Annotated in this window: 18 protein-coding genes; 8 read left to right on the top strand and 10 right to left on the bottom strand. The window is 32.0% G+C overall.

Features of this window, described 5'->3' with window-relative positions; all coding sequences use genetic code 11:
* The first annotated feature begins 80 nt into the window (after nucleotides 1-80).
* Nucleotides 81-1286: a dioxygenase family protein gene (locus FVF61_RS06165; RefSeq protein WP_148454444.1), complete on the top strand. Its 1206-nt coding sequence runs from the start codon at nucleotides 81-83 to the stop codon at nucleotides 1284-1286.
* A 29-nt stretch (nucleotides 1287-1315) separates the two neighbouring features.
* Here the strand turns inward: FVF61_RS06165 and trhA are convergent, their stop codons facing one another.
* Together trhA and FVF61_RS06155 are read right to left on the bottom strand one after the other, a co-directional pair.
* Nucleotides 1316-1960, bottom strand: a complete 645-nt coding sequence (gene trhA / locus FVF61_RS06160) for a PAQR family membrane homeostasis protein TrhA (protein WP_148454442.1) — start codon at nucleotides 1958-1960, stop codon at nucleotides 1316-1318.
* Nucleotides 1948-2610 (bottom strand): DUF4294 domain-containing protein, encoded by a 663-nt coding sequence (locus FVF61_RS06155; protein ID WP_148454440.1) that lies wholly within the window; start codon nucleotides 2608-2610, stop codon nucleotides 1948-1950. The genes trhA and FVF61_RS06155 overlap by 13 nt, the downstream gene beginning before the upstream one ends.
* Before the next feature lie 147 nt (nucleotides 2611-2757).
* Here FVF61_RS06155 and FVF61_RS06150 point away from each other — a divergent pair, with 147 nt between their 5' ends.
* The 7 genes from FVF61_RS06150 (at nucleotide 2758) to FVF61_RS06120 (ending at nucleotide 9406) form a co-directional block, all read left to right on the top strand.
* Nucleotides 2758-3846 carry a M42 family metallopeptidase gene (locus FVF61_RS06150; RefSeq protein WP_148454438.1) on the top strand — a complete coding sequence of 363 codons (1089 nt, stop codon included), beginning with the start codon at nucleotides 2758-2760 and terminating at the stop codon, nucleotides 3844-3846.
* Between the two features lie 86 nt (nucleotides 3847-3932).
* Nucleotides 3933-4505 carry an NUDIX hydrolase gene (locus FVF61_RS06145; protein WP_233586721.1) on the top strand — a complete coding sequence of 191 codons (573 nt, stop codon included), beginning with the start codon at nucleotides 3933-3935 and terminating at the stop codon, nucleotides 4503-4505.
* A gap of 18 nt (nucleotides 4506-4523) precedes the next feature.
* The gene (locus FVF61_RS06140) at nucleotides 4524-5198 is read left to right on the top strand and encodes a PrsW family intramembrane metalloprotease (RefSeq protein ID WP_148454434.1); all 675 of its coding nucleotides are present in this window, start codon (nucleotides 4524-4526) and stop codon (nucleotides 5196-5198) included.
* A 46-nt stretch (nucleotides 5199-5244) separates the two neighbouring features.
* Nucleotides 5245-5730, top strand: coding sequence for an acetyl-CoA carboxylase biotin carboxyl carrier protein subunit (locus FVF61_RS06135; RefSeq protein ID WP_148454432.1), 486 nt, complete (start codon nucleotides 5245-5247; stop codon nucleotides 5728-5730).
* Between the two features lies 1 nt (nucleotide 5731).
* Complete coding sequence (accC, locus tag FVF61_RS06130) at nucleotides 5732-7171, top strand: acetyl-CoA carboxylase biotin carboxylase subunit (RefSeq protein ID WP_148454430.1); 1440 nt, start codon at nucleotides 5732-5734, stop codon at nucleotides 7169-7171.
* Between the two features lie 60 nt (nucleotides 7172-7231).
* Entirely contained in the window at nucleotides 7232-8773 is a 1542-nt protein-coding gene (locus FVF61_RS06125) for an acyl-CoA carboxylase subunit beta (RefSeq protein WP_148454428.1), read from the top strand.
* Between the two features lie 66 nt (nucleotides 8774-8839).
* Nucleotides 8840-9406 (top strand): DUF1579 domain-containing protein, encoded by a 567-nt coding sequence (locus FVF61_RS06120; RefSeq protein WP_148454425.1) that lies wholly within the window; start codon nucleotides 8840-8842, stop codon nucleotides 9404-9406.
* Between the two features lie 75 nt (nucleotides 9407-9481).
* On the opposite strand, the gene FVF61_RS06115 is transcribed toward FVF61_RS06120, so the two are convergent.
* The 8 genes from FVF61_RS06115 to FVF61_RS06080 form a co-directional block, all read right to left on the bottom strand.
* Nucleotides 9482-10111 carry a MarC family NAAT transporter gene (locus tag FVF61_RS06115; RefSeq protein ID WP_148454423.1) on the bottom strand — a complete coding sequence of 210 codons (630 nt, stop codon included), beginning with the start codon at nucleotides 10109-10111 and terminating at the stop codon, nucleotides 9482-9484.
* A 150-nt stretch (nucleotides 10112-10261) separates the two neighbouring features.
* Nucleotides 10262-10639: a hypothetical protein gene (locus tag FVF61_RS06110; protein ID WP_148454421.1), complete on the bottom strand. Its 378-nt coding sequence runs from the start codon at nucleotides 10637-10639 to the stop codon at nucleotides 10262-10264.
* Complete coding sequence (locus FVF61_RS06105) at nucleotides 10639-11052, bottom strand: GreA/GreB family elongation factor (protein WP_148454420.1); 414 nt, start codon at nucleotides 11050-11052, stop codon at nucleotides 10639-10641. The genes FVF61_RS06110 and FVF61_RS06105 overlap by 1 nt, the downstream gene beginning before the upstream one ends.
* A 19-nt stretch (nucleotides 11053-11071) precedes the next feature.
* Nucleotides 11072-12367 (bottom strand): Glu/Leu/Phe/Val family dehydrogenase, encoded by a 1296-nt coding sequence (locus FVF61_RS06100; RefSeq protein ID WP_148454418.1) that lies wholly within the window; start codon nucleotides 12365-12367, stop codon nucleotides 11072-11074.
* Between the two features lie 11 nt (nucleotides 12368-12378).
* On the bottom strand, nucleotides 12379-12573 hold the full coding sequence (locus tag FVF61_RS06095) for a hypothetical protein (RefSeq protein ID WP_148454416.1): 195 nt from the start codon (nucleotides 12571-12573) through the stop codon (nucleotides 12379-12381).
* Nucleotides 12574-12755: 182 nt separating this feature from the next.
* Nucleotides 12756-14084 carry a sigma-54-dependent transcriptional regulator gene (locus FVF61_RS06090; protein WP_148454414.1) on the bottom strand — a complete coding sequence of 443 codons (1329 nt, stop codon included), beginning with the start codon at nucleotides 14082-14084 and terminating at the stop codon, nucleotides 12756-12758.
* Nucleotides 14085-14087: 3 nt separating this feature from the next.
* Nucleotides 14088-15188 (bottom strand): sensor histidine kinase, encoded by a 1101-nt coding sequence (locus FVF61_RS06085; protein WP_148454412.1) that lies wholly within the window; start codon nucleotides 15186-15188, stop codon nucleotides 14088-14090.
* 206 nt (nucleotides 15189-15394) lie between these two features.
* On the bottom strand, nucleotides 15395-18158 hold a 2764-nt coding region (locus FVF61_RS06080), incomplete at its 5' end, for a T9SS type A sorting domain-containing protein (protein ID WP_158635188.1).

Here is an 18158-nt window from a genome sequence, read left to right as displayed (position 1 = left end):
TTACTCCACACAGATAACTACCTGTAAAATAAAGTGCAAACAACCACTTTAATAGCTACATTTAATAAAAACATAAAATAATGTTACGAATTTTTAAAATTGGATGTCTCCTATTATCATGTTTAAATTTGTTAAACTGTAACGGACAAACTCCTAAAAAGCAATCAAATTCTTTAAGTAATGACTTTGACAAATCAATGCCTTTTTATTACAACATGCCTGAAGACCTAACAACTAGTGACACAAGCCCAGCGTATAAAGGAAAAGGACAAAAAATTTTGTTAACTGGAACAGTCTATCAAATAGATGGAAAAACTCCTGCTCCAAATGTTATTCTTTACTACTACCAAACGAATAGCCTTGGTGTTTATGAAACAAAAGAAGATGAAGAAAGAAATATGCCCAAAAACAAGTTGGGACATACTCACGGATATATAAGAGGTTGGTTAAAAGCAGACGAGCAAGGAAAATATTCCATATACACCATTAAACCTGGAACTTATCCAAGTAGAAACGAACCTGCCCACATGCATATAACTATTCATGAGAAAAACATGAAAGATCCATACTACATAGACGATTTTGTTTTTGATAATGATCCTTTATTAACTACAAATCGTAGGAAAAAAATGGAAAATCGAGGTGGAAGTGGTGTTATTAGATTTGTTCAAAAAGATGGTTTATGGATTGGTGAACGCAATATTATTTTAGGATTAAATATTCCTGACTACCCAATACAAAATACGAACTCTGTAAATTCAGGGAAGAATATTGGTGAAGATATTATTTCTTTCACACCATTTCATGCATTTGGAGCTGATAAAGGAACAAAAACTTGCCCAATATGTAAATACGGGTGGTATCATGGTGTTTTATATTTTGTTGGCAACAATCCAAATTGGAATGAAATAAAATATTGGCTCATATTTTTAGACAATGAAAGCAAAAAAAGAGAGAAATATTTGAAAGCCTATTTTATTTATGGCAATGAATCTAACTATAATTTAAACAATAGAAAACAAGAGTTAGAAAAACTTGGAAATGAACTTGAATTAACTAAAGTTGCTTTAACATTTGTGCCTTCTTTTAGTGATAAAGCTTCAGAAGTGTATTTGAACAAAATAAATCCAAATGTTGAAAATACTTTTCTAATTTATAAACGTAGTAATATTGTTGACAAATATGTTAACCTAAAACCAACTCCAGAGAATTTAATTAAAATTACAAATTTACTTGATGAAACAGCTAATGAATATTTTAAACTCTCAAGAGCTAAGCAGAATTAAAGTCTTAGAATACACTGTAAATACAATATTTAAATTACATAAAAAAACACCAAAAAAAAGTGACAAATAGCTCCTACTAAAACAAACAAATGCCAAATAACGTGATTATAAGGAATTTTGTGAATGGCATAAAAGGCAATGCCCAAGGTGTAAAACAAGCCACCTGCAAACAGTAATAAAGTACCATTTGTTCCTATATAGTTTGCAAGGTTAGTAAAATCTATAACTATTAGCCAACCCATAATTAAATAGAGTATGACTGAAAAAACTTCAAACTTTCCAGTAAAAAATATTTTCAGAATAAGTCCTAATAGTGCAATTGTCCACACCACCCAAAAAATTGGCCAACCTTTGCTCTCGTCTAATGCAATTAAAGCTACAGGCGTATAAGTTCCAGCAATTAAAAGATAAATACTAATGTGATCAATAATTCTAAAATAATGTTTCTGATTTTTAGTTTGAACTGCATGATACAAGGTTGAAGAGCTAAATAGGATTATAATAGATAAGCCATAAACAATTACACTAAACAAACTCCATTTTGTTTTCTCAGTATTAAAAATTATAAGTAAAACTAAAGCTGCTACTCCCATTAAAGCTCCTACTCCATGAGTTAACGCATTTAAGCGCTCTTCAAATACAGATTGTATATGGTTATTTTTTACTTCAGCCATTTTTCAGTTAACTCTAAAAAATCAAATTTTATGACAGAATCTTGTCTTTCAAGCAAGCCACTTTGAAAATTTCTTTGAAGTATGTCCTCAATTAAATAATCTTCTTTTACGTTTTCCGGATCATAAACCTCTTTCAAAGAAATATTAAACAAGTTTGCAGTACTATTAAACCAAAATGCTCTCCATCCACTTCGCAATCTTTTAATTAAATCGAAGGTCGTTTCCCCTGTTTGCCTGTAAATAAGCTTGACTAAAATTTGTCCTTCAGTTCTAGTCAACTGCTTTAGCTCTTCTGCAAACTCATCTTCAATATATGTTTGTATCATTTTAGCATATTTTTTCTGATCACTTTTCTTTTTTATATGATCTATTCTTTCATTTAAAGACTCTAAACGTTCAGCTGCTAATTTTGCATAAGGATAAACCTTAATCGTTTTTCGTCTTAAAATCAAGTAACGTTTTCTATCTTCTTTACTATCAAATTTAAGTTTATGTAAGAGCAAAACTTCATCTAAATCAATAGTAGTATGTGGAATAGAGTCACCTTCAATAATGATATACTCAAAATCTTGATCTTCTATAACAAGAGAATCAATCTGACTTTGAGCCAAAAAGGGTAAAAATAAAAGTAAGTATACTATTTTTTTCATATTCATTTTCCATGAAAATGGAAATCTATATGTTTAGACTTAACATATCTAAAATCATTACAAATACATTGGTAAAATTAATAATTTACCTAAGCAAAAACCATAAAATACTATTAATATTATTATTTTAGTGCAAAAATTTTTATCATGGCAAAAAAGAGCATTTTAAACAAAAAATCGCTAGATTTTTTAGAGACATATTTAAACAATGCAGCTCCAACAGGTTACGAATGGGAAGGGCAAAAAATCTGGATGAAGTACTTAGAACCTTATGTAGATGAGTTTATTACAGATACCTATGGTTCTGCTGTTGGTGTAATTAACCCAAAAGCTAAATTTAAAGTAGTAATTGAAGGACATGCCGATGAAATTTCATGGTATGTTAATTATATATCAGATAATGGTCTAATTTACGTAATTAGAAATGGTGGAAGCGATCATCAAATCGCTCCTAGTAAAATTGTAAATATACACACTAAAAAAGGCATTGTTAAAGGTGTTTTTGGTTGGCCAGCAATACATACCAGAGACAAATCGAAAGAAGAAACTCCAAAACCTGATAACATTACAATAGATGTTGGTACAAAAGATAAAGCTGTAGTTGAAAAAATGGGAATTCATGTTGGTTGTGTAATTACCTATCCAGACGAATTTCATATTCTAAATAAAGACAAATTTGTTTGTCGTGCTTTAGATAACAGAATGGGAGGCTTTATGATTGCAGAAGTAGCACGTTTACTACATGAAAACAAAAAGAAGCTGCCTTTTGGTTTGTATATTACCAATTCGGTACAGGAAGAAATTGGTTTACGTGGTGCTGAAATGATTACACAAACCATCAAACCAAATGTGGCAATTGTTACAGATGTGACACACGATACCACAACGCCAATGATTGATAAGAAAAAAGAAGGTCATTTAGAACTTGGGCTTGGTCCTGTTGTTGCTTATGCGCCTGCTGTGCAACAAAAACTTAGAGATTTAATTACTGAAACAGCCGAAGAAAAGAAAATTCCGTTTCAACGTTCTGCTCTATCTAGAGCAACTGGAACAGATACAGATGCTTTTGCTTATAGCAATGGTGGTGTAGCTTCAGCATTAATTTCTTTACCTCTAAGATACATGCATACCACAGTAGAAATGGTACATAGAGACGATGTGGAGAATGTGATTAAACTGATTTACGAAACGCTACTTAAAATTGAAGATGGCGAAACGTTTTCATATTTTAAATAACCCATAATCTGTCATTGCAAGGAGTGTAGTGACGTGGCAATCTGTTTATAAATGTAATCATTTAAATAAGTGAATAGACTACCAAAATGTTTCGTAATGACGGTTTTTATATGGACGAATTAATTGACATCATAACCAAAGATCAAAAACCGACTGGAAAGACAGCTTTAAAGTCTGAAATTCACACAAAAGGTTACTACCACAACACAGCACATGTTTGGTATTACACAAAAAAGGGTGAAATTTTATTAGCCCAACGTGCTGCTACAAAAACCATTTGCCCTTTGCTTTGGGATGTGTCTGTGGCTGGACATGTAGATGCTGGAGAAACTATTGAAGAGGCAGCTATAAGAGAAACACAGGAAGAAATAGGCTTGGCTATTAGAGAAAATGAATTGTATAAAATTGGGGTGTTTCCTTGTTTTCAAACCTATGAAAATGGGATTGTTGATAATGAGTTTCATCATACGTTTTTAGTGGAGTTAAATGTATCCATTAATAAATTAACACCTCAAATTGGGGAAGTCGAAACATTAAAATTAGTTAGCATATCAGAGTTTAAAAAAATTTTAAAGTTCACTGATAATAATAATCATTTAGTCCCTTCAAATAAAACATATTATCAAGTTGTTTTAAAACATATCTTACAACTAATTTAATTTTACTATTTTCATTTCATGAAATTATTACTCTTAGCCATTGCTCCTGTTATTGCTATTATTCTTTACATTTATTGTAAAGATGAATATGAAAAAGAGCCTAGAAGATTATTGTTTTTTAATTTCATATTAGGAGCTATAGTGAGTGTATTAATAACGACTATTTTGTATTTAGGTACAGACATTTTACTTCCTCTAACCGATAAATATAGTATCACCCAACAATTTTTAAAAGCATTTCTTATAGTAGCTGTAATAGAAGAATTTAGCAAGTATATTATTGTGCGCTTTTTTGCGCAACCTAATAAAGAATTCAACGAACCATTTGATGGTATTATGTATGCCGTTATGGTATCTATGGGTTTTGCTGCTACCGAAAATATCATGTACGTCATAGAAGGTGGTTATCAAGTGGCCATTTTAAGAGCCTTTACTGCTGTTCCAGCTCATGCTACTTTTGCAGTACTTATGGGCTATTTTATGGGCAAAGCAAAATTCTCAAAACAACCTTGGAAATATAATTTATTAGGCCTTTTCCTTGCTGTTCTTTTTCATGGCGCTTACGATTTCTTTCTATTTATAGACTTTATTCCAGGTATTTGGATAGGTGCTTTTCTATCATTATTTGTTGGGTTATTTTTAGCAAGAAAAGCCATTATTTCTCATCAACAAATATCTAAATTCAAAGCTTAACTAAATTCTATATATTATAATTATATTTACAGTTCATTAATAAATTATGCCAAAAACATTTAAAATTCATGTCAATAATTCATTTGAATTCGACATAGAACCAGAAAAAATTACTGAATTTGATGCCATATCACTTGCAAGCAATCAATATCATATTCTTGAAAATAATAAGTCTTATAAGGCTAAAATCACAAATCAAGATTTTATTAATAAAACCTACACCATCCTAATTAATAATAATTCGTATACAGTTGAAATTAACAACGCATTAGATGAATTAATTAAAAAAATGGGCTTTGAAGTTGGAACTACAAAAAAAATCAACGACATAAAAGCGCCTATGCCTGGATTAATTTTAGATATTAATGTAAAAGTTGGTCAGGAAGTAAAAGAAGATGATCCTCTTTTAATTCTTGAAGCCATGAAAATGGAAAATATGTTAACCTCTCCTAGAGATGGTGTTATTAAATCAATTGCAGTTTCAAAAAGTGAAACAGTAGACAAAAATCAACTATTAATAGAGTTTGAATAACATGAAGAAGATACTAATAGCAAATAGAGGAGAAATTGCCATTCGCGTCATGCGAACTGCTAAAAAAATGGGCATAAAAACAGTCGCAGTTTATTCTACGGCAGACAGACATGCACCTCATGTTAAATATGCAGATGAAGCTGTTTTAATTGGTGAAGCACCATCAAGTCAGTCTTATCTATTAGGTGATAAAATTATTGAAGTTGCTAAAGAACTAAATGTAGATGCCATTCATCCTGGATATGGTTTTTTAAGTGAAAATGCACATTTTGCTGAACTATGCGAAAAAAATAACATCACATTTATTGGTCCAAAATCTAAAGCCATAAAAATTATGGGTTCTAAATTAGCAGCTAAAGAAGCTGTTAAAACCTATAACATTCCTATGGTTCCTGGAACAGATGAAGCTATTACAGATATTCCTGAAGCTAAAAAAATTGCAAAAGACATTGGTTTTCCTATTCTAATCAAAGCCTCAGCTGGTGGTGGTGGAAAAGGGATGCGTGTCGTTGAAAAAGAAGCCGATTTTGTGTCTCAAATGGAACGTGCTATTAGCGAAGCTGTAAATGCTTTTGGTGATGGTTCTGTTTTTATAGAAAAGTATGTAACTTCTCCTAGACATATCGAAATACAAGTCATGGCAGATAACCATGGTAATATCATTCATTTATTTGAAAGAGAATGCAGCATCCAACGTCGTCATCAAAAAGTAGTAGAAGAAGCTCCTTCCTCAGTACTTTCCATAGAATTACGTAAAAAAATGGGAGAAGCTGCAGTAAAAGTGGCTAAATCTTGTGAGTATCTAGGAGCTGGAACAGTTGAATTCTTATTAGACGAAAATTACAACTTCTATTTCTTAGAAATGAATACACGTTTGCAAGTGGAACATCCTGTAACCGAATTAATTACTGGAACAGATTTGGTAGAATTGCAAATTCGAGTGGCTCGAGGAGAAGTCCTTCCTTTTAAACAAGAAGATTTAAAGATTAAAGGTCATGCCTTAGAGTTAAGAGTGTATGCTGAAGATCCGTTAAACGATTTCCTACCAAGTGTTGGTAATCTGGAAGTTTACAAACTACCAATAGGCGAAAACATTAGAGTGGATAATGGTTTCGAAGAAGGTATGGACATTCCTATTTATTACGATCCAATGTTATCAAAACTAATAACTTATGGCGAAACACGTGACGAAGCCATTCAGCTCATGATAAAAGCCATTGAGAATTATCAAATTAAAGGGATTCAAACCACCTTACCTTTTGGAACCTTTGTCTGCGAACATGAGGCCTTTAAATCTGGAAATTTCGACACGCATTTTGTGAAGAAATACTATGCCCCTGAAATTCTCAAAGCTAAGCATGAAAACGAAGCTAAAATAGCAGCATACTTAGCAGTAAAGCAATATTTAGAAGATCAAAAACTATTACGTTTACCTAATTAACTGAAATTTATTATTGTTACACTGAGCTTGTCGAAGTGTTTCTTTTATAGAAAAACTATTATGAAATCAAAAATAAACACCCTCAACGAAAAACTAAATCAAGCCTATTTAGGTGGTGGACAAAAGCGTATTGATAAACAACACGAAAAGAAAAAATTAACAGCTAGAGAACGTGTCATGTATTTATTAGACGAAGGTTCTTTTGAAGAAATTGGAACCCTTGTAACACATAGAACCAAAGATTTTGGCATGGAAAGCCAACAGTTTTATGGAGATGGTGTGGTAACAGGTTATGGAACTGTAAATGGCAGATTAGTTTATGTATTTGCACAAGACTTTACTGTTTTTGGTGGTTCCTTATCCGAAACACATGCTGAGAAAATATGTAAAGTCATGGATCTAGCTGTTAAGGTTGGTGCTCCAATAATTGGTTTAAACGATTCTGGTGGTGCACGTATTCAAGAAGGTGTTCGTTCGCTTGGTGGTTATGCCGATATTTTTTACCGTAACGTACAGGCTTCTGGAGTGATTCCACAAATTTCAGCCATTATGGGTCCATGTGCTGGTGGAGCAGTGTATTCTCCTGCAATGACAGATTTCACAATCATGGTTGAAAATACCAGCTATATGTTTGTTACTGGTCCAAATGTGGTAAAAACAGTAACTAACGAAGAGGTATCTAGTGAAGAATTAGGTGGAGCCAGTACACATTCAACTAAATCTGGTGTGGCTCATAAAACCTCCTCAAATGATATAGAATGTCTTGAAGATGTAAAAAAATTATTAAGTTATTTGCCTCAAAATAATAAAGAAACTCCTGCTCCACTTTCGTTTGAATTACAGGAGGAAGTTAGAGAAAGCCTTTCAGATATTGTACCAGACAATGCCAACAAACCTTACGATATGCATGATGTCATTTCTGGTATTATTGACGAGGATTCCTTTTATGAAATTCATAAAGATTATGCTGAAAATATTCTTGTTGGATTTGCTCGTTTAGGTGGGAAAAGCATAGGAATAGTTGCCAATCAACCCATGTTTTTAGCTGGTGTATTAGATGTAAACAGTTCAAAAAAAGCAGCCAGATTTGTACGTTTTTGCGATTGTTTTAACATTCCCTTACTAGTTTTAGAAGATGTTCCTGGATTCTTACCTGGAACAGATCAAGAATGGAATGGGATAATTGTTCATGGAGCTAAACTATTATATGCTTTTAGCGAAGCTACGGTTCCTAGAGTCACTGTAATTACACGTAAAGCTTATGGTGGAGCTTACGATGTTATGAATTCTAAACATATTGGAGCAGATATGAACTTTGCTTGGCCAAGTGCAGAAATTGCTGTTATGGGAGCCAAAGGTGCAGCTGAAATTATTTTTAAAAATGAAATAAATAAAGCAGAAGACAAAGAAGCTAAATGGAAAGAAAAAGAAGCTGAATATGCCGACTTATTTGCAAATCCATATTCTGCTGCTGAACGTGGTTTTATTGATGAAGTTATTCTACCAAAAGACACCAGACGTAAACTAATTAAAGCCTTTTCCATGCTTGAAAATAAAGAGGTTGAAAGACCAAAACGTAAACATGGGAACATTCCATTGTAATATACAGAAGAACAATCGATTAAATTTTATTGTATCTTTATAATAAACCAATTAATCTTTTGAATTATGAAAAAATTAATAATCACTAATATGTGTTTGTTAGTAGGTATAACTGCTTTCTCACAAACACCAGAAGAAATGAAAGCCTGGCAAGAAAATATGACACCAGGAGAGCAACACAAATGGCTAGCTTCTATGAATGGACAATGGGATGCCACTGTAAAAATGTGGATGGATCCAACATCTCAAGAACCTAATATATCTAAAGCATCCACAACAAACGAAATGATTATGGGTGGCTTATACCAAAGGTCTTCACACTCAGGAAATATGATGGGTCAACCTTTTATGGGTGAAAGTATTACGGGATACGATAAGGCTCAAAAAAAATTCTTAGCTACTTGGATAGATAATTTTGGAAGTAGTATTATGTTTATGGAAGGGGAATACAATACGAAAGCAGATAACTTAACCTTAGAAGGTAAGATGATCGATCCTGCTACAGGTAAAGAAATGCACGTAAAAGAAGTGATTACAAAAACTTCTGAAGATTCACATAAATTTGAAATGTTTATAGTTGAAAATGGGAAGGATTTAAAGAACATGGAAATTACCTACACTAGAAAAAAATAATTATTCAATCAATAAAATAAAAAGTATTCTTCAATTTAAGTTTGAAGAAGGCTTTTTATTTTTATTACAACGAATCTATATTAGACTTTCAAAAACCGAAATTACAGAAGACATAATATACTCTACTCCTATTGCAATAACTATAAACCCTATGATTCTTGATAGTGCATTAATGCCTGAGGCTCCTAAGAATTTCACAATTAAATGTGCACTTTTTAAAATTAAATAAATAGTAAAAGAAACAAAAATCATAGAACCTACTAAAATTAATATGTCTTGTGTAGATTGATATTCTTGGTTATAGGCTATTAAAAGCGAAATGGTTCCAGGACCTGCTAACATAGGTATGGCTAAAGGCGTTAAGGAAATAGAATCTCTATTTTGAATATCTTCTTGCACACGATCTCGTTTCATACCTTTATGCTCTCTAAATTTACCTGTTAATAACGCAAAACCAGAAGATGCGATAATTAAACCTCCTGCAATTTTTAAAGCATTTAAACTAATACCAAAAAAAGAAAGAATAAATTTTCCTGCAAAAAAGGATAATAACAAAATAGCCAAAACATCGATAGCTGTCCAAAAAGCAGTTACTGCACGCTCTTTTTTTGTATTATCTCCCGTTAATCCAACAAAAACTGGAACAGTTCCTAATGGATTCATAATAGAAAATAAGGCTCCAAAACTTAATAAAAATAACTCCATGTTTTTTATGTAAAAATATATTCAATTTGAGTGTGCAAAGTTAAGCAACATTTAATATAAAATTAATAAAATGTAAAAAAGTAAGCCACAAGAATTATTAAACTCTCATAGCTTAAAAAAACCAACTAACTAACAAAATTGTAAACTTAATTACAATAATATTTTAAGAAACACCTGATCTTTTACTGCTCGATAGTTTTCTAAATGCTTTAAATATTTCTTACAATATGTACTATGCAAATCAATATAATACAAATCGCAATCAAGATCGTTACATTCGTAAAAACTGTTTAATGTGCTTCTATAACTATAAAACTCATTTAATAATGACGAGTTATTCTCAGATTTTTCCAAAAGCGAATCTCTTAAATCCTTATCCTGAATTTTATTTGATGCTATTTTTGCCAACCAATCACATTCATTAATAATATAATTTAAATGCGAAATCCAGATATTTATTTCTACAATTCTTTTTTTATGCAAAACCTGCTCATCTGTTTCATGAGTATAATGTGTAAGTGTTTTCATTACAATTGATATTGATTGTTTATATTATTTTGCTTTACCTCTAACACTTTTAACGATTTTACACCTCCAGGAAATTCCCAATCTATAGTGTCTCCTTTTGCATAGCCTATGACAGCCGATCCCATTGGTGTTAATACAGATATTTTTTTATCAGAATAATTACTATCGGCTGGCGAAACCAGTTGAAATGTGTTAGACCATCCATCATTAGATTCTATTGTAATAATGGAATTAAATCTAATAATGTCTAAAGGAATCTCATCTTCATCTGTTATTATTGCAGTTTCTAATTCGGTTTTTAACCTTAAAACTGAATTTTTTCTTGACTCATCTTTATAATTTCCAGATAAATTAATAAGTCTTTTTAAAGTAACGTATTCCTTCTTTTCTAATATAATGCTACCGTATTTCATTGCTAAAAATTTTAATTGTTTATGGGAAAATGCCTCGTTGTATATAAGCCTTCTCTATTCGCTCTATTGCAATAAAGTAAGCTGATGATCTCAAGTCTATACCTTTACTTTCAGAAGCTTGTAACACTTTTTTAAAGACTTCATTTAACTTCTTTTCTAATTTTACAAGTATCTCATCTAGTTCCCAAAGCTCTCCATTTCTGTTTTGAAGCCATTCAAAGTAACTTCCAATAACACCTCCTGAATTACACAGAATATCTGGTATAACTTCAATACCACGTTCTAAAAGAATTTTTTCTGCTTCAACAGTTGTAGGTCCATTGGCTCCTTCTGCTACTAAAAAGGCTTTTATTTGATGCGCATTTTCTTCTGTAATCTGATTTCCTAAAGCTGCTGGAATACAAATGTCACAATCCAAACTAAAGAAATCTTCTTTTAAAATAGCACTAGAATTTGGATAATCAATAATACTACCCTTATTGGTTTTTGTGTATTCAAATAATAACTCGACTGGAAGACCATTTTTATTTACGATGCTTCCAAAAGCATCTTGAATTCCAATCATTTTAGCTCCTTCTAATTCTAAGAAATGAGCAGCCCAATAGCCCACATTTCCGAAACCTTGAACTATAAAAGTTTTATTTTTTAAATCTATTTTTTTATTCTTTGCCCAAAATTTAATAGTTAAATAAACTCCATAACCTGTAGCTCTATCACGACCTTCTAAACCTCCTGAACCTATAGGTTTTCCAGTAACAACGTGTTGATTTTTTGAACGTTCTGAAGGAGCTTTTGTAGACATATACGTATCTGCTATCCAAGCCATAGTTTGTGCATTTGTATTAACATCTGGTGCTGGTATATCGTGCTCTGGTCCAATGTTTTCTCCTAATGCATAAGTAAAACGTCTTGTAATACGTTCTAACTCTGAAGTAGAATATTTACTTGGATCCATTTGAATACCTCCTTTTGCACCTCCATAAGGAAGTCCTGCTAAAGAGGTTTTCCAGGTCATCCACATAGCTAATGCTTTTACAGAATCTATATCTATTGTTGGATGATAACGTAAACCACCTTTATATGGTCCTAATGCGTTATTATGCTGTACACGATAGCCTTTAAAAATTTCAACATTGCCATTATCCATTCTTACTGGAAAATGAATAATTAATTCATTATTTGTTACTTCTAATATTTTTTTAATGTTTGGATTTAAATTCACTAAATCTGCTGCTGTATTAAATTGTTTTAATACATTGTCTAACATCCCTTGTTTTGGTTGTTTTTTTACTTTTAATTCTTTAACTAATGTCATTGTTTTGCTTTTTAGATAAGTTCAACTAATCGTTCTTCAGTTTTTAGATCGAACTCTTTTGTTAATGTTAGGGGTTGATTGTTTTCTTTTGGGCTTTTAGCTAATTCATATTCGCTACAAGACCAAATAAAGCTTTTGTTTGATGTTAAACTACAGGAATCTACGTACCTACATGTTCTACATAAACTTCTATCCAAAGTATTCATAAACTCATTTTTTAATTCATACCACTTAAGACAACTCTTGTGCCAACTTTATAAATTATTTTAAAAATAATTTATAATCACCTGTTTATTAGTACTTTAAAATAAATAAATATAATTTTATAAAAGGATAGGACTGGGTAATTTTTACTCACTTGAGGAAAATGTACGCAATTAAAAAAAGACTATTTTAATTTTTCGCTAAGTGTCTTTCTATCTATTTGAAGAATTTTTGCTGCTTGAGATTTATTATTATTTGTGGCAGCTAGTACTTTAAGAATATGTTTTTTTTCAATTTCCTTTAAAGTGAAAAGTCTATCTTCTTTTGGGAAATCTATTTGGTATTTTATATGTTCTGGAAGATCTTTTATTTCTATTTCTTTATCGCACATTATGACTGCTCGTTGAATAACATTTTCTAGTTCTCTAATATTTCCAGGCCATGAATAACGTTCTAAGACTTGTAGCGCTTCAGGTGAGATTTTAATCAATCGGTCTTTATACTCTACTCCATATTTAAACAAGAATTTTTCGGTTAATAAACTAACATCTTCAATACGTTCTCTAAGAGGTGGTACATGAATTTGTACAACGGTTAATCTATAATATAAATCTTCCCTAAATTTTCCTTTATTTATAAGTTCTTTCAAATCAATGTTAGTAGCAGCAATAACTCTTACATCTACTTTTTCAACTTTTTGAGAACCTACTCTAGTAACTTCCTTTTCTTGCAAAACTCTTAGCAAACGAAGTTGAGTTGCCAAAGAGGCATTGCCAATTTCATCTAAAAATAAAGTGCCATTATTTGCAGCTTGAAAAAATCCATTTCTATTATCATTGGCTCCTGTAAAAGCGCCTTTTGTATAACCAAATAACTCTGCTTCCAATAAGTTTTCTGGAATAGCTCCACAATTTACAGCAATAAAAGGAGCTCTTGCAAATTTTCCCATATAATGAATGGAACGAGCTACAAGCTCTTTTCCAGTACCACTTTCACCAGTAATAAAAACAGTAGCCTTATTGTTTTTTACGCGTTCTATAACGTCTGTTACTTTTTTTATGGCTTCCGATTTACCTATCATTTCACCATAAGAAACTGCTTCATCTCTTTTTAAAGGGTCTTTTAGCAACTTCTTTTTGGGTTTTAATTTGAAGGATTTAATGACAGCTTTACGGAGCTCTTCCTTTGTAAATGGTTTGGTTAGATAATCCATAACTCCAGATTTCATTGCTTCTAAAGCACCATCAATTGAAGGGTAACCTGTTACAACTAACTTAGGAATATCTGGATAATGTTCAGACACATATTTTACCAATTCCAATCCATCTACTCCTGGCATTTTGAGGTCTGTAATCAATAAATCTATGGACTTATCTTTTAAAATTTCTATGGCTTCAATTACTGAAACGGCTTTATATGTATGGTAATTTAAAGATTGTAGATGTCGTTGAATGAGTTCCAAAATATGAATATCATCGTCTACAAGTAAAATGTTTTCTTTATTTAAACCCATGCCTTAGTTTTTTGGGAGTATTATTGTAAAAATAGTACCTTTTGGTGTATTTGACTCAAATGTTATGTTTCCTTTATGACTTTTAACAATGCCATGTACCACACTTAAACCAAGGCCTGACCCTTCTCCTACTGGTTTTGTAGTGAAAAATGGATGAAATATATTTTCTGAATTTTCTTTTTTTATTCCTGAACCTTCATCTGAAATTTTTAAAATAACCTGATTCTCTTTTTCGGAGACTACAACTCGTATGATCCCTTTTTCTGGTGAAAAATAAATAGCATTTATAACCAAATTAAAAATGACTTGAGTAAGCTGAACAGCATCTACACGAAGTAAAATGGGCTGATTATCTATTTGAAGCTGACAGGTTAAAGATTTCTTGTTAAAATTAGGAGATAGTAATCCTATGGCATCTTCAATAATAGGCACAATATTTAAAAGCTCCATTTGATGTGGCATATCACAAGAAAAGAACATGAGTTTCTTAACCACTTCCCTTGAAAAAATAGCACTATTTATAATTTTATCTAAATCTTTTATGGATTGTGGATTGCTTTTTAATTGGTCTTTCAATAATTCAGTATAGCCCAAAATATTTGCTAATGGTGTATTAAGCTCATGAGCAATTCCTGCAGTTATTTCCCCTAAAATTCCTAACCTATCTGCACGTTCAATTTGTCTCTTAGTTAAAGCTTCACTTTCAATAATCTGCTTACGTTCAATAAGATTACCTACTTCTAGAGCTATTTTATTTAAGAGCTGAATTTCTTCGTTTAAAAAACTATTCTCGTTGTATTTTAATTTTGAATAACCCACTTTTATGGAACCAATAGGCTTATTAAATGCTTTAATGGCAGAAACTATATAAACTTTGTTTTCAGATAGTTTACCAACAGATAAGGATTTTTCTTCTATTTTAAGTTCTACAGAAGCATCTTCTGGATACCTAATAGCTTCTTGTAAACTATGTACAATAGCTTTCCATGTAGGCTGTAAATTCTCTAGGTTAGAATTAGCAATATAAGAACTTATATTATACAAGCATGTAAGCTCCTTAATACGTTCTTTTAGCTTGTCCTTTGTTGTTATTAATGGTGACATACTTTCAAAATAATGATGCTTTAATATCTAATATACCAAATCAATTTCTTGATGAGAATATGGAAATATTTAAAAATATTTTATTTTTAAATTGAGATAAAGATACTACTATTTATAGTTGTTTATAAATATTGTACTTGTTAAAAAACAAAGAAACCCTTCAATAACTTGAAAGGTTTCTTTTTAAAATTAATAACACTAATTATTTAAAACTTAACGACTCTAGTATATACATGCTTACCTGCTTGAGAGACTTTTACTAAATAGACACCTCCATCAAATTCGTTTCCAAATTTATAAACATTTTCTGGCTGGAAGTTACTTTTATGCACTAATCTATTATTCATATCAAATACATTTATCTCTGCTTTATCTGATAAATTATCGGTTTTCAGTCTTAATTTAAAGTCTGTGTCAGACGGGTTTGGCCAAGCTTCTACTTCTATATTAAATTGTAGCCTTGTGTTTTCCGAAACATGCTCATTCCCTCCTGTAGCAGGAGCTGAAATTGGACAAGGATCACATAAGTCATCTGCATTCCAAATAACATTCTTATTACCATGCACTTTATTTGCTATAAACAAACCTCTCATATAGGTTGGCTGAGCTACTTGATTGCCATTAGCATTATCTCCTTTAACCATAAGTTCATGTGTATTAGCATGAATACTGGCTCGAACATCAGAGCCTTTTTCTATCTGCACATCCTCATTCACAAAGAAAATTACCTTGTTACTGTCATCAGCATTGATAGTCCCACCTTGTGCTAGCATAAATTTCTCATTGATAAATACGTTGGCACATGTATTAAATTCTATGGAAGCTCCTTCAAAGGTTTTCAACTCATTGATATATACATTCGACTGACTGAAATATACCGTAGCTCCTTGTTTAACAGTAATCGTTTTATAAACTGAACCATTTAGAGTCTGTGTCTGGTTATTATTAATGGTCACGCTTGGACTACTATTATTAGACTGCGTATTGTAAACAAACTGTGGTATAGTTGGATTCGCTGCTGTTTGATTCCAAGATCCTACAGTACTTCCTTGGTTAAGATCTAAACTTACCGACTGAACAAATCCACTAACGGTAGTTGCTTGGTGTAGTTTAACATTTCCATTGGTAGGATTCATAGAACCAACACCTCCAGACTGAACTAAGTTACTACCATGTAAATAGACTTCATTTTCAGCAAGAATCGTATAAGCAGCTACTAAAGATCCAGCATCAAAGTCAGTTATATCTATTTCCATATATTCTGAACAATTGGTTGAAGACGTAACTAATACTCCGTAAGTGCCATTGGCAGTCACTTCTATAGATTGTGTGGTTTCATTAGTATCCCATAAGTATGTTACTGTATTATCTATACTTCCTGCTGATACGACTGCATTTGCTGTTAGTACAATAGCAGCTCCTTGACAGAATTCTGGCAATTCACTCGCTGAAATAACGATGTCCTCAATAAAACTACCACCTACGGTTACTGTTGCTGTACAGGTATCACTATTTCCATAGTTATCCGTAACTGTTAAAGTCACCGTATTAGCTCCTCTATTGTCACAACTGAAGTTCATTGGAGTCACTGTAAATTCTAAATCGTCATCACAATTATCAAAACTACCATCTGCAATAGCTTCTATATCAGAATTAGATAGTGTATAAGTCCCATCAGCTTCTAAATAAACAAAAATAGCGTTACAAACAGCTGTTGGATCATAAACATCTTCAACAGTAACTATGGCAGTAGCTGAAGACGAATTTCCATAGATATCTGTAGCTGTTAGTGTAACAGTGTTCTCTCCTATATTGTCACAATCAAATGTATTTGGACTAACCTCTAATGTAACAGCACTACAAACATCCATGGTATTATTATTTACATCTTCTGGACTAATACTCACAGTTCCATCTCCTCCTAATTGCACTGTAATATCTTGAGTAGCAACCACAGGTGGTGTTGTATCAATAATTGTAACAGTTGCATTACATGTCGCACTATTGCCATTAACATCTGTAACGGTTAAAACTACAGGATTAACTCCAATATGGCTACAATTAAAATCTGTAACATCCAATTGAAGTGTGGCAATACCACAAGCATCCATAGAACCATTATCTATTTGAGAAGGATCCACACTAACAGTACCATCTTCAAGAAGTGCAACAGTTATGTTTTGACAAAACGCAACTGGTGGTGTAGCATCAATCACAGTAACGTTTCCTTCACAGGTAGAAACATTACCATGAATATCAGTTACCGTTAAAATAACGTTATTAGCCAGATCTGTAATTTCAATATCATGTGTTCCTAAATGACCATAAGTATCTTGAGGGAATTGTGACCATTCAGTAGCTAAATTAGCAACAAAAGCATTGATGTTTGCTTGAAGTACATCAACATTTCTAATTAGGGTCGTACCATTAGTACTCACACCTCCAGAAGACCATCCAGTCCCAGGATCTGTGCCAATAACGCCTATAACATCTACAGCATTTCCAGATTTCACTAAAGCAATGGCATCATTACCATTAAATTCGAATCCAGAATATTGGTCTATAATAGCACTATTAACACCTAATGAATTAAAACAAATAACATATACATCGTCATTAGGTATAATACCTGAAAGAGTAATATCATAAGTGGCTGATGAGGCACCATTAGCATATATTCTCAATCGGTAATTATCAGCTATCATATTTACTGGATTACCAGTGCCATTATAGATTTCTATACAATCATTTTGTGTCCCATCAACATATTCAGAAATAATCAAACTATCTAAATCACCTCCAACATCTGAACAATCAAAAGTCATTTGTGATAAGGTGACATTAGCAATGCCACAATTATCTGTCGAATTTCCATCAATATCACTTAACGCAATGCTTCCATTTCCGTATTCATCTAGCTGAATCTGTAAATCTAAACAGTTTACTACTGGAGCTTCATTATCTGTTACA

The organism is Xanthomarina maritima (assembly GCF_008084905.1).
In the GTDB taxonomy this organism is placed as follows: domain Bacteria; phylum Bacteroidota; class Bacteroidia; order Flavobacteriales; family Flavobacteriaceae; genus Xanthomarina; species Xanthomarina maritima.
This window is presented reverse-complemented; position numbering and strand designations above follow the sequence as displayed.